Genomic DNA, 12057 nt, shown 5'->3' on the forward strand with positions numbered 1-12057 from the left:
TTTCCGAACCAACGCCGACGCTACGCGCTGGGCGTAGGAGGGCACACGAGTAGGGGGTACTCAAGTTTCCGGGTGCAGGACGCTTAGTGGTGGAAAGCTTCCTTCTGCTGCTCTTCCGGCATGGGCCCCGCCAGGGCATCCAGGTACGCCACTTCCTTCTGGAGGTCGGCCACGAAGCTGGCGGCGAGGTCGCGGGTGAACCCGTTCCGGACCACGATCCGCTGCACGGTGATGTCGCTGAGGCCGTCCGGCAGCGGGTAGGCCGGGACCAGCCAGCCGTTCATGCGGAGGCGCTCGGAGAGGTGGTGGAGGTTCCAGTTCTTGGTGTGGCCGTCGGTGAGCTGCCAGGCGAAGACCGGGATGTCGGACCCGTCGCTCCAGAGGGTGAAGGCGTCCATGGCGCCGATCTCGTGGGAGAGGTAGAGGGCCACGTCGCGGCAGCTTGCCTGCACGGACCGGTAGCCGGCGAAGCCCAGCCGGAGGAACAGGTAGTACTGCAGCAGCACCTGGGCGGCGGGCCGGGAGAAGTTCAGGGCGAAGGTGGGCATGTCCCCGCCCAGGTAGCTGACGTGGAACACGAGGTCCTCGGGCAGGGCGCCAGCGTCCCGCCACACGATCCAGCCCAGGCCGGGGTACACCAGCCCGTACTTGTGTCCGGAGGTGTTGATGGAGGCCACCCTGGGGAGCCGGAAGTCCCAAACCAGTTCCGGCTGCAGGAACGGGGCCACCATGGCCCCGGAGGCGCCGTCCACGTGGATGGGGATGTCCAGCCCGGTGTCCGCCTGGATGGCGTCCAGTGCGGCGGCGATCTGCTCCACGGCTTCGTAGGCGCCGGTGTAGGTGACGCCCATGATGGCCACCACGCCGATGGTGTTCTCATCCACGTAGCGTTCCAGGCCGTGGCCGTCCAGGGCGGGGTGCTCGGCGGATACGGGCACGTAGCGGGCTTCCACCTCGAAGTAGTTGCAGAACTTTTCCCAGCAGACCTGAACGGCGGAGCTGAGGACGATGTTGGGTGAGTCGGTGGGCTTCTTGGCGGCACGACGGCGGTGTTGCCACCGGCGCTTGAGCGCCAGCCCGCCGAGCATGCACGCCTCGGAGGAACCCACGGTGGAGGTGCCGACGGCGGCGGCCGGGTCCGGGGCGTTCCACAGGTCCGCGAGCATGCGCCAGCACCGGGTTTCGATCAGCGCCGTCTGCGGGTACTCGTCCTTGTCGATCATGTTCTTGTCGAACGTTTCGGCGTACAGCTGGGAGGCTTCGCGCTCCATCCAGGTCCCCACGAACGTGGCCAGGTTCAGGCGGGCGTTGCCGTCCAGCATCACTTCGTCGTGGACCACCTGGTAGGCGGTGCCGGGCAGGGATTCGCCGTCCGGGATGGTGAAACGCGGGAAGATGGTGGACTCCCCCGGCCGGCTGAACAGGGGGTTCAGCTCCACGCTCGATTCGGGTTCATGCCGTTCGCTCCGGTGTGACCTGGTCATGTCCGCTTCCTTCGCCCGTCGTCGCGGCAGGCAGGTGCCTGCCGCTGCACTTCCGCTGTTGCCAGCACTCCGTATTATTCATGCACCGGCTGGGAACGGCTCCCAGGGAGTCGGGCGTGGTGGCGCGAAGGATGGACGACGGCGGCAACGTCACCAATCGAGGTCAGGGACAGTCCGCGGCGCCGGAGAAAAGACACGTGCCGCCGCCTCAAATTTGGGGGATGATGAGGCGGCGGCACTGCATCCAAGGTACCCCCGGTGCGGGACGGGCCGGCCGGGATCGGGGCCTCAGGCCGGAAACCTTGACGATTTTTTTACGCCCGCGTTTCGCACGGCGCACACCCGCGCCCCTCTCGCCCCGGGGATAGCTGACAGCATGCACAGCGGCTGCACAGCCCTGCCCTACACCGGGGACAGGAGCGGCCCCAATGCTTGTTGTATTCCCTCCAACTGGAGGACCAACAACGAAGGAGCCCCCATGAAAACCACCATGAAGTCAACGCTGGCCGGCCTTGCCCTCGCAGCAGCAATCGGCGGTGGAGCCTTGGCAACCACGGCGTTGCCGGCGAATGCCGCCACCACCGACTCCAGCACTTCGAGCAGCAGCGCGTCCGCGACGCAGGGCCAGCCCCGGGACGAGTCAAAAGGCGGCCACCAGGCCAACGGGATCACGGAAACGCTGCTGACCGGTGATACGGCGACGAAGGTCACCGACGCCGCGCTGGCCGCGAATCCGGGCGCCACTATCCAGCGGGTGGAGAACGACGCCGAGGGTGCGGTTTACGAGGCCCACATCATCAAGTCGGACGGCACTCGCGCCACCGTCTACCTGGATGCGTCCTTCACCGTGACCTCCACGGAGACCGGTGGCCCGGGCGGCGGCATGAAAGGCTGAGGACCCGAGCTGGAAAGAGTCTCAGCCATGGCGCGTCCGGTGGTCACCGGGCGCGCTGCCGCGTCTGCCCGTTGGGCTCAGTCCAAACTGGCGGAACGCCGGATGCTGACGATCCGGACGGCAACTCCTGCCATGACGAGAAAGACTCCGACGGCCATGAGGGTCCAGACAGGGACGGAGTCGGCATCGATGTTCTTGTAGCAAACAGCGGCCGCCCCGATGCCGGCCTTCTGCAGGCCTATCAGTTCAGCCGCATGGCTCTCGCGCAGCAGCGGGCTGCCGCAGAGGGGACCCGATGGCTGCAGTCCGATGACGAAACCCAGGATGTACACGTCCAGCCCGGCAGCAACAATCCACATCCACATCCGCCGCCGCCACGGTCCTTTGTCGCGGACCTTGATGGTCTTGGCCGGGGAATCTTGCATCGCCATGGTTCGAGCATAATCGCAGCCGGCAGCAGCTTTCCGCCCCGGAGCGCCCACGACCGGCCCCTTCGCCACGAAGCGTGGTTATTGCCCGGAGCCGGCAGCACCGTTGAGGTAGTGGTACCTGTCGTAACAGTCACGGGAGCAAAATTCCGCAGAGGGAGTGTGCGGAAGCACCTGGCCGCAAAACCTGCATTTTGGCTCAGGTCGAAAAATCCTAAACACAGTCTTCAGCATGGATGAAGGCTAGGCGCCTGCCCGGCAAATTTGACCAGTAACCGATACTTGAATTTTCCAGCCCGGATACCTGCCGAACGGCTTCTCCAAAAGGTCCTCGAAACTGTCTTCGCTTGGGGGAGGAAACGCACCCATCTCAAGGTTTGCAGAATGCACCTACCTAATATGGCGAACGACAGAAGAACTACCTATTCGTCTCCCCTGCATGTGTTCGCCTCTACTGGCTTTCATTATTCCGCCGTAGGCTTATGCTCTCGGATTCAGGAGATGGTCCGAATACCGCTAGGCCGGCCAAGAAAGCCGCGTAGATGCCATGAATCAGCGCCGCAGGAAATTTGTATCCATGATTGGGCTGCTCACTTTGGTGCTCTCCCTGCCCAGCTGTTCCAACGACGGCGGCGGTGGCGGCAACGATCCGGGTCCTTCAACCCCACCATCGGGGGAACAGACCGACAACCCACAGGACACTGGCACCGCGTGGTACAACCGCCAGGGGTGCCCAGCGGACCGGCCCGTCCCCATCCAATACCCGGAGAACGACGACCTTTACGAAGGATTGACTATTTGCTATTCGGGTTATGGACCCGTCGAGACCAATTCCGTGTTGAGCAATCACGGGGACAAGGTGTGGGCATTTGTTCCGGGTTCGTTGGAGCCCTACGTATCCCACACGGACGAAGCAGGCTTTTTCCGCACCACTTTTCTTTCCAATACAAGCCAAAAGTGGTTCCTGGCGCCCGGAGAGGTGGCGCAACCAAAAAGCTGGCTTTACGATTGGTCACCGGATTCCAAGCAGACCACAGCCTGGGCCGGGTACAAACTTGCAGCTGACAGGTACAAGGAGATGGATCAATCTCTCTACCTGGCAATACTTAAACACCGTGACCCGAAGGCGGGGGCATTGGCATCGTGCGCCAAGTCCGCGGGCGAGTCCGTGACGTCGTTCCAAGACCTGACGGACTCCTCCAGTGCCCTTCGGAGGTTCAGTGCCTCGCTCAAGGCCACAACCACAGGCTCCTCTTGCCTTAAGGCTGTGAAGGACCTCGACGCCGACAACCCTGCGGTAGCCGGCAAGGTTTCCCGCTGGGAGGCTTATACCGACAAGGCGGTGGAGAGTTCGCCGACAGCCACGAAGATTGCCGCTGCTTTCGAAGACATCTTCAAATTTTGCTCCCACGTGAATGTGCCCAAAATTGGCTGCTAACACGGCCAGGGCGCCAGGGCCTCTCAGCCCTGCTGCCCGAACTTCTGCAGGCTGAGCGAGCGGCTCCGGATCCCCTCGATGTGGCTGTTCATCGCTGCCGTCGCCGCCGCAGGATCCCCGGCCTTGAAAGCGTCGATGATGGCCTGATGCTCCTGCACCGTGTGGTCGCCGCTCATGTCGTTGTGCACCATGAGCCGGAACCGCTGGATGTGCCCTTCAATGGAGCCGTAGGCTCGGAGCAGGAACTCGTTCTCGGTGGCCTCCACGATGCGCCGGTGGAAGTTCTCGTCCGCCTGCCAGTAGGCCCGGTAACCCGCGAAGGTGTCGCCCCCATGGCGCGACGCCTCAAGGTCGCGGTGGAACTTTTCCAGGTCCGCCACCAGCTCCTCGGTTGAGTTGGTGCAGGCAATGCTGGTGCACGCGGGTTCCAGGATCTGCCGCGAGGTCAGGAGCGCCGCGACGTCGCTGGCTGTCGGTTCGGGGGCCACCTTGTACCCACGCAGGGCTTCGCGGCGGACCATGCCGGTGGTTTCCAGCCTTGCCAGGGCTTCCCGGACCGGCGTGGAGGACACCTTGAAGCGCTTGGCCAGCCCGTCGATGCTCAGCGGCGAGCCCGTGGAGATCTTGTCATCCAGCAGCAGGGACAGGATGGCCTCGAACACCTGGTCAACCAGCATGGGCCGGCCGGGGATGAGTACTTCTTCTTCAGGCGAAGCGGCGTTCATTTCGGAATCCTATGCGAAGTATCGGTCAACGAAGGCAGCGCCAGAGGCGCCTCCGTCACAAGACAATGACCGCGAAAAAGGTGTTGGCGGAAAATCGTGCATGATGTACGGTACATGATACCGGACAGCGAAGTGATCTGTACCACAGCCGCTGTTGCCCTTCAGGGGTTGGAGGCCCAAGGCCCCCAGCCCCTCCTCCCCCAACTCCGAAGGCGTATAGATGATTCAGTTTCGATCGATGCTGGTGACCGCGGCCGCAGTATCCATGGCGAGCCTCCTTCTCTCCGGGTGCTCCAACCCCGGGATGTCCTCTTCCGCCCAGTCCGATGCCCCCAAACCCTCCAGCTCCGCGGAGGCCGTCAAAGTCGACGAAGCCGCCGCGGCAGCGCTCCCCAAGGACGCAAAGGACAAGGGAACCCTGACCGTCACCATGAGCCAGAGCTCCCCGCCCCTGCACTTCATGGCCGCGGACGGGACCACCATCCAGGGCATTGACCCCGAGATCGCCATGGCCCTGGGCCAGACGCTCGGCCTGAAGACCGAGGTCAAGAGCGGGCCGTTTGACGGCATCATCCCCGGCATTTCCGCCGGGAAGTTCGACATGGCCATCTCCCAGATGTCCCCCTCCACCGAGCGCATGAAGGTGCTCGACTTCGTGGACTACTACCAGTCCGGCAGCGGCATCGGCGTGGCCCCGGGCAACCCGCAGAAGCTCACCATCGACACGCTCTGCGGGAAGCGCGTGGGCGTGCTGAAGGGTTCCTTCCAGGACCTCAAGCGGCTGCCCGCCCTGTCCAAGGCCTGCACGGACGCCGGCCAGCCGGCCATTGAGGCCATGACCTACCCGGACATGCAAGCCCCCAACCTGGCCTTGACCGCAGGCCGCATTGACGCCGTCTACATCGATGGACCCACCCTTGGCTACGCCATCAAGCAGGGCGGACAGATCGAACTGCTCGGCGAGAAGGACGTCTCCCCCGTCAGCATCGGCTTCAAGAAGGGCGCTGGCATGGAGAAGGCCATCGAGCTGGGCATGGAGTCGCTGGCCAAGAGCGGCAAGTACAAGGAGATCCTGGACAAGTGGGGTGTAGGCAGCGGTGCAATCTCTGACTTCGCCTTCAACAAAGCGCAGTAGCCCCATGGCCAACACAGCCACGGAACCCGACGCCAAGGCACCGGCCGGCGACGGCCTGGACCGGCAGCTCCTGATGGGCCGTCCGCACCAGCGCCACGGAGGGTTGTGGCTCACGGCGGCGATCGTCTCGGTTGCGATCTTCCTGGTGGGCTACTCCCTGGTCACCAACCCGCGCTTCGAGTGGAACATCGTCTTCGGCTGGTTCACCTCGGAGCGGCTGTTCACCGGGCTCCTGCGCACGCTGGGACTGACGGCCATCTCCATGGCCGTGGGAATCGTCGTCGGCGTCCTGCTGGCGCTGGCCCGGCTGGCACCCAACGCCATCGTGGCGGGGACCGCCGCGTTCCTGGTCTGGCTGTTCCGCGGGGTGCCGGTCTTTGTCCAGCTGCTCTTCTGGGGCTTCATCGCCGCCATCTACCCGCGCATCGCGGTAGGCATTCCGTTCGGGCCGGAGTTCTTCTCGGTGGACGCCAACGTGCTGATCACCCCGTTCATGGCAGCCATCCTGGGACTGGGCCTGAATGAAGGCGCCTACATGTCGGAGATCGTCAGGGCAGGGCTCCTGAGCGTGAACCGCGGGCAGACGGAGGCGGCCACGGCCCTGGGCATGCGGCGGTTCGCCATCCTGTCCCGGGTTGTGCTGCCGCAGGCGATGAAGATCATCATCCCGCCCACCGGCAACCAGACCATTTCCATGCTGAAGACCACCTCCCTGGTGAGCGTCCTGGCCTTCCCCGAATTGCTCTACTCCGCGCAGTTGGTGTACAGCGCCAACTTCAAGACCATCCCGCTGCTGATTGCCGCGAGCATGTGGTACCTGCTGGTCACCAGCATCCTGAGCCTGGGCCAGTACTTCATTGAGCGGCACTTCAACCGCGGCGGCATCACGCCGGGCCGCGGCATCCGGCGCCGCAAAGCCAAACCGGTAAGCCCCGGCATCACCGGCAAGGAGGTCCAGCCATGAGCACCGTGATGATCGAGGCGCAGGGCGTCACCAAGAGCTTCGGCGACCTGGAAGTCCTCAAAGGCATCGACCTCACCGTCCCCAAGGGCAGCGTCACCTGCATCATCGGGCCGTCCGGCTCCGGCAAGTCCACGTTCCTCCGCTGCATCAACCAGCTGGAAACGCTCGACGGCGGGTACATCCTTGTGGAGGGACAGCCGGTTGGCGTGAAGGTCAGGAAAGGCCGGCTGCATGCGCAGAACAACGCCGAGGCCGCGAGGATGCGCGAGAACATCGGCATGGTCTTCCAGAGCTTCAACCTCTTCCCCCACATGACGGTGCTGGAGAACATCTGCGAGGCGCCGGTCCGGGTGAAGAAGGAGAACCGGAAGGCCGTCCAGGACCGGGCCCGGGTCCTCCTGGAGCGGGTGGGCCTGTCCGAGAAGGTCCACGCGTACCCGGCGTCCCTGTCCGGTGGACAGCAGCAGCGCGTTGCCATCGCCAGGGCACTGGCCATGGAACCGCGGCTGATGCTGTTCGACGAGCCAACCTCGGCCCTGGACCCGGAGCTGGTGGGCGAGGTCCTGGACGTCATGCGCAAACTCGCGGACGGCGGCATGACCATGATCGTGGTCACCCACGAGATCGGCTTCGCCCGCGAAGTGGGCGACCACCTGATCTTCATGGACGGCGGCGGCATCGTGGAGCAGGGCGACCCGCGGACGGTCCTGCGCGAACCCCGGCATGAACGCACCAAACAATTCCTGGCGAAAGTCATCTAGCCCAAAGCATTGGAGCAGGACCCTTGAGAAACAAATGGATTGTCAGCATCGATGACTACCGCAAAGCGTCGCGGAAACAGCTTCCCAAGATGATTTCGGACTACTTGGAGGGCGGCGCGCTGGACGAGACCACGATGCGCGCCAACGAGGACCGGTTCGATGCCCTGATGCTCCGGCAGCGGTCAATGGTGGACCTCCGGGGCCTGGCCACGTCCACCACGGTGCTGGGCCATGACCTGGCGATGCCGCTGATGGTGGCGCCGATGGGCATGCTCACCATCTTCCACCCGGGTTCGGATCCTGCCGTTGCCAGAGCCGCGGTCCGGGCCGGGTCCATCTTCATCCACAGCGCGTGGGCCGGCTGCTCACTGGAGGAGGTGGCCAAGGTGGCGCCGAACAACCTGTGGGCGCAGATCGCGTTCTGGAAGGACCCGGAGGAGACCGCCAGCTACATCAACCGGGCACGGGCGGTGGGCGTGGAGACGCTGGTGGTGGCGGGCGACGTCGGGTCCTCCAGCAAGCGCGAACGGGACCTTCACCACGGGTTGTCCATGCCGCCTCGCCCGCCGGTGGCGGACTACTTCAACGCCGCCACCCGTCCGGCCTGGCTGTGGCGCTGGCTTACCGGGCGGAAGATGACCTACGGGAACTACCAGATCAACGGCCGCCCGCTGCGTATGGATGAGATGAACAACTGGATGGCGTCCAACAAGAATCCGGGCGCCACCTGGGAGGACTTCGCCAGGCTCCGGTCCGAGTGGAAGGGCAACCTGGTGATCAAGGGCATCATGGACGCCGAGGACGCGGCCCGGGCGGTGGACGAGGGCGCGGACGGCATCTTCGTCTCCAACCACGGCGGCCGGCAGTTCGACTCCCAGCCCGCCACCATCGACGTCCTGCCGTCCATCGTGGACGCGGTGGGCGGACGGGCGGAGATCTACCTCGACGGCGGCATCCGGCGCGGGCACGACATCGTCAAGGCAGTGGCGCTGGGAGCCAAGGCGGCCCTCGCCGGGCGCCCCTTTGCCTACGCCCTTGCCACCGGCGGTGAGCCTGCAGTGGACAGGGTGTTCAGCATCCTGCAGGAGGAGTTCAAGGGGGCGATGGGGTTCGTGGGCAAGGCATCCGTTGCGGACTTGGACAGCAGCGTCTTCGCGGCGCCGGCCCAGCCTTCGCCGGCTGAGAGCATGCTCGTGTAAGTCATCCGCGTGACACGGAAGATGCCCGCCCCGCTCACGTGAGGCGGGCATCCCGCTGCCCGCGCGTAAGGCGTACGACGGCGGTACGCACCGGAGGCAGGATGGCTTAGTTGATGAGGTAGGAGTCCTCAGGCTCGGCAGGACCGGATGGCTTCCGGGCGAACGGCAGGGCACTCACGACGGCCTTGACGCCGATCGCCGGCAGCAACACCGCCGCAGCGGTCACCGACAGCGCAGTGAACCCAACCAGCTCCAGCGTTTCCCTCTTCGGTAGGCGGCGACGCCGGCGCCCACCGTCCATGAGTTCCATCATGATGACGAGGTTAGGGTTCCGAGGCGACGATTACCCCGGTACCGGCTACCTGTCTTTGGATGCAGCCACTACTGGGATAACGGAACTACCGGTACCCGTCCACGATCGCAGCAGCAATTTCCTTGTACGCTCGCCGGGTCTCCGGCTTCAGCACATCAAGGGTCACCAGGTCGCCGTCGGCGACGCCCCGGTCGTGCGGGACAGCTATGAGTTCCCGGCAGATCCCGGACAGGTGCTCCTCGATCGCCTCCTTGTCCACACGGGAAGACACCTCGTCCTTGTCCGTGATGACCACAATCGCGTTGCGGGCCAGGTCCTCATACCCGTGGCTTGCCAGCCAATGCAGGGTGCTGCGGGCGCGCTTGGCACCCGACACTGCGTAGCCGGCGGCGATCACCAGGTTGTCGGCCGACTGCAGGATGCCGCTCATTGCGTTGTGGGTCACGCCCGTGCCGCAGTCCGTCAGCGCCACGGAGTAGTAGCTGGAGATGAGCTTGCGGATCCGCAGGTACTCCTCCGCCGTCAGGGAGTCCGAGACCTCCGGATCCTGCTCCCCCGCTATCAGGTGCAGCCGGCCGGCGTGGTGCATGTACCGGGCCAAAGCCGTCAGCGAGTCGATGGATTCGATGTTCTCCAGCAGGTCCGTAATGGTCCGCGGTGACGACTGCTGGTAGATACCCTCACCCAGGGCACGCTCCACCAGGTCCCCGGAGTCCGGGTTGGCGTCGATGGCGCAGGGCGCATCCCCCCGGAATTCGGCCAGGGTCAGGCCCACGCCCACCGTGGTGGAGGTCTTGCCGATACCGCCCTTAAGGCTCAGGATGGCCGTATTGTAGCTGCCCTGGAGCTGGCGCGAGATGCGACGGCCCAGCTCGTCCTCCTGGCGCTGCTTGGGGCCGGGCCCCAGGTTCCAGGCGCCGCCGGTCAGGTTATAGAGGGCTCCACGGATGCCGCCACGGGGACGCGGCTTCTGCTCCTTGACGAACAGGCCCGGCGAGCTGATGAAGTCCGGCATGGGGCTGTCGGCAATCGCGTCCGCCACCGTGGGGCGGCTGCGCCTAAAAGCAGGGGCGTCCGACGGCGGTGCGGCAGCTTCCGGGGCAAGCTCGTCTTGGCGTTCGGCCAGTGGAGTGGCGGGCGGCACGGAAGCGATGGGGGGCGCCGAGGGTGCGGCAGCGGGAGGAGCAACAGGCTGGTGCTGGGGCTGCGCGGGAGAAGGTGCGCGGGACGGCTTGGTGGCGTCGGCTGCGGCAGCGGCTTCCGCCCAGGAGGAGCGGCGTGTGGCCGGTTTCCCGGCGTCGTTGGAACTGGACATTTCGGGGGTTACGGCTGGCATGGTTCCTGTCCAGGCATCGTCCACTGAGCCGTCGGCACGACGAAGGTCGCGGCGTCGGCGCAGCTGCGGCTGCCCTGCATCCTCTGCTTGGGCGCCTGCACTCTGATCCGCCGGATGTGGCATGTCTGTCCCCCCGGACGTTTCGGCAAACGGTTATGCGGCACTGGTTCAATGAGTAAGTCTAGGTGCTGGGCCCGGGATGCCCAGCCAGGCTGCCTACTCAGTGGTGAATGAGCGCGGCCGCCACCACCGCTGCGGTGAGCACCAGGAGGACGACAAGAATGGTGTAACCCACCCACTTGGGACGGCCTTTGTGGGGGTTGATGTCGACGTACGGCATGGTCAGCGTTGATTGCCTCTGGGCGCTGGTGCGGGGGCGGAGCGGACGGGGATCCGGATGGCGCGGCGCTTCAGCCTCAGCATCTGGTACAGGACGGCGAAGGGAACCAGCAGGGTGCCCAGCAAAGCGGTCAATGCCAGGGCGTAGTCCGAAAAAGCCACAGAAGCCTCCATTGGTCAGTAGTCTTTCCATCCCCATTCCGAACCACCCAACCACGCGTCAACGTATTTGACAAATCGAGTCATAACCTCAAGGTTTCCTCAAGAGGCACCTTGCCTCCCCCGCGGGCCGGAGCAGTCGCCGCCGGCGGGGAGGGCGGGGAGGGCGGTGAGGCGCAGGCGGAGCCCGTTGCGGGACTGGATGTGGCCGGCGGGGACGTCCGCGGTGATGTCGAAGGTGTCGGCGTTGAGGGTTTGGGGGCTGAGCAGGTAGCCGTTCCAGTAGACGGAGAGCGCGGCCTGGCCGCCGGTGGGGATGGCGGTGTGGGTGCCGCGGAGTTGGAGGCTGATGGCGGAGACGGGGCCGCCGAACTGGGACTGGTTGACGCCCAAGTAGATTTCCTGGGTTCCGTTGCCGGCCAGCCGGATGGCCTGGGCGCCCAGGTCCGTGAAGGTTTGTTCGGGTCCGGTGGCGGCGGGGACGGTGGCGGTCATGCCGGTGACGGTGGCGCCGTCCGTCAGGGCGGATTTGGTGTCTGCCAGGGCGCGTGCGGCGGTGCGGAGGCCTTCGCCGGTGCCGGTGATGGTGAGGGCGGGGCGGCCGGCCTGGGTCCCGAGCGTGGTGCTGGCGGCGCCGTCCGTACTGCTGATGGTGATGATGCGGGAGCCGGCGGAGAGGGCGGCGGCCTGGGCGTCCAGGTCCGACGGCGGCACGAGCTTGAGTGCGGCGTCCGGGTAGCGGGGGGCCATGGCGGCGGAGACGTCCGTGGCGGGTTCGGCCGGGACGGGGATGAGGATGGCCGGCAAGGAGGGGCCAGGAATTCGGCCACGGTGGTGGGGGCGGTCTCGGTGCCCTGGGTGGTAAGGCTGATGCTGCCGAA

At 65.4% G+C, this 12057-nt stretch carries 13 protein-coding genes; 6 read left to right on the forward strand and 7 right to left on the reverse strand.

Annotated elements, in window-relative coordinates; genetic code table 11:
* Positions 1–83: 83 nt before the first annotated feature.
* Positions 84–1484: a glutamate decarboxylase gene (locus NIBR502770_RS13590; protein ID WP_141182261.1), complete on the reverse strand. Its 1401-nt coding sequence runs from the start codon at positions 1482–1484 to the stop codon at positions 84–86.
* Positions 1485–1962: 478 nt separating this feature from the next.
* Here NIBR502770_RS13590 and NIBR502770_RS13595 point away from each other — a divergent pair, with 478 nt between their 5' ends.
* Positions 1963–2379 carry a hypothetical protein gene (locus NIBR502770_RS13595; RefSeq protein ID WP_141182262.1) on the forward strand — a complete coding sequence of 139 codons (417 nt, stop codon included), beginning with the start codon at positions 1963–1965 and terminating at the stop codon, positions 2377–2379.
* Positions 2380–2456: 77 nt separating this feature from the next.
* Here the strand turns inward: NIBR502770_RS13595 and NIBR502770_RS13600 are convergent, their stop codons facing one another.
* A complete protein-coding gene (locus tag NIBR502770_RS13600) occupies positions 2457–2810 on the reverse strand; it encodes a hypothetical protein (RefSeq protein WP_141182263.1) in 354 nt (117 codons plus the stop codon).
* A 544-nt stretch (positions 2811–3354) separates the two neighbouring features.
* Here NIBR502770_RS13600 and NIBR502770_RS13605 point away from each other — a divergent pair.
* The gene (locus tag NIBR502770_RS13605; protein WP_141182264.1) at positions 3355–4245 is read left to right on the forward strand and encodes a hypothetical protein; all 891 of its coding nucleotides are present in this window, start codon (positions 3355–3357) and stop codon (positions 4243–4245) included.
* Between the two features lie 23 nt (positions 4246–4268).
* On the opposite strand, the gene NIBR502770_RS13610 is transcribed toward NIBR502770_RS13605, so the two are convergent.
* Complete coding sequence (locus NIBR502770_RS13610; protein WP_141182265.1) at positions 4269–4970, reverse strand: GntR family transcriptional regulator; 702 nt, start codon at positions 4968–4970, stop codon at positions 4269–4271.
* Between the two features lie 220 nt (positions 4971–5190).
* On the opposite strand from NIBR502770_RS13610, the gene NIBR502770_RS13615 reads away from it, so the two are divergent.
* The 4 genes from NIBR502770_RS13615 to NIBR502770_RS13630 are packed head-to-tail and all read left to right on the forward strand — an operon-like array spanning position 5191 to position 9029.
* Positions 5191–6105, forward strand: a complete 915-nt coding sequence (locus NIBR502770_RS13615) for an ABC transporter substrate-binding protein (RefSeq protein ID WP_141182266.1) — start codon at positions 5191–5193, stop codon at positions 6103–6105.
* Positions 6106–6109: 4 nt separating this feature from the next.
* Positions 6110–7069: an amino acid ABC transporter permease gene (locus NIBR502770_RS13620; RefSeq protein ID WP_141182267.1), complete on the forward strand. Its 960-nt coding sequence runs from the start codon at positions 6110–6112 to the stop codon at positions 7067–7069.
* Positions 7066–7830 carry an amino acid ABC transporter ATP-binding protein gene (locus NIBR502770_RS13625; protein ID WP_141182268.1) on the forward strand — a complete coding sequence of 255 codons (765 nt, stop codon included), beginning with the start codon at positions 7066–7068 and terminating at the stop codon, positions 7828–7830. Before NIBR502770_RS13620 ends, NIBR502770_RS13625 begins: the two co-directional genes overlap by 4 nt.
* A gap of 23 nt (positions 7831–7853) precedes the next feature.
* A complete protein-coding gene (locus NIBR502770_RS13630) occupies positions 7854–9029 on the forward strand; it encodes an alpha-hydroxy acid oxidase (RefSeq protein ID WP_141182269.1) in 1176 nt (391 codons plus the stop codon).
* A 106-nt stretch (positions 9030–9135) separates the two neighbouring features.
* Here NIBR502770_RS13630 and NIBR502770_RS13635 read toward each other — a convergent pair whose 3' ends face one another.
* The 4 genes from NIBR502770_RS13635 to NIBR502770_RS21545 form a co-directional block, all read right to left on the reverse strand.
* The gene (locus NIBR502770_RS13635; RefSeq protein WP_246857276.1) at positions 9136–9342 is read right to left on the reverse strand and encodes a hypothetical protein; all 207 of its coding nucleotides are present in this window, start codon (positions 9340–9342) and stop codon (positions 9136–9138) included.
* An 85-nt stretch (positions 9343–9427) separates the two neighbouring features.
* Positions 9428–10801: a MinD/ParA family protein gene (locus NIBR502770_RS13640; protein WP_141182270.1), complete on the reverse strand. Its 1374-nt coding sequence runs from the start codon at positions 10799–10801 to the stop codon at positions 9428–9430.
* Positions 10802–11020: 219 nt separating this feature from the next.
* Positions 11021–11179 (reverse strand): hypothetical protein, encoded by a 159-nt coding sequence (locus tag NIBR502770_RS21225; RefSeq protein ID WP_168223173.1) that lies wholly within the window; start codon positions 11177–11179, stop codon positions 11021–11023.
* A gap of 99 nt (positions 11180–11278) precedes the next feature.
* Positions 11279–11983 (reverse strand): cellulose biosynthesis cyclic di-GMP-binding regulatory protein BcsB, encoded by a 705-nt coding sequence (locus tag NIBR502770_RS21545; RefSeq protein ID WP_246857278.1) that lies wholly within the window; start codon positions 11981–11983, stop codon positions 11279–11281.
* Positions 11984–12057: the final 74 nt, after the last annotated feature.

It is taken from the genome of Pseudarthrobacter sp. NIBRBAC000502770 (assembly GCF_006517815.1).
Classification (GTDB): Bacteria; Actinomycetota; Actinomycetes; order Actinomycetales; family Micrococcaceae; genus Arthrobacter; species Arthrobacter niigatensis.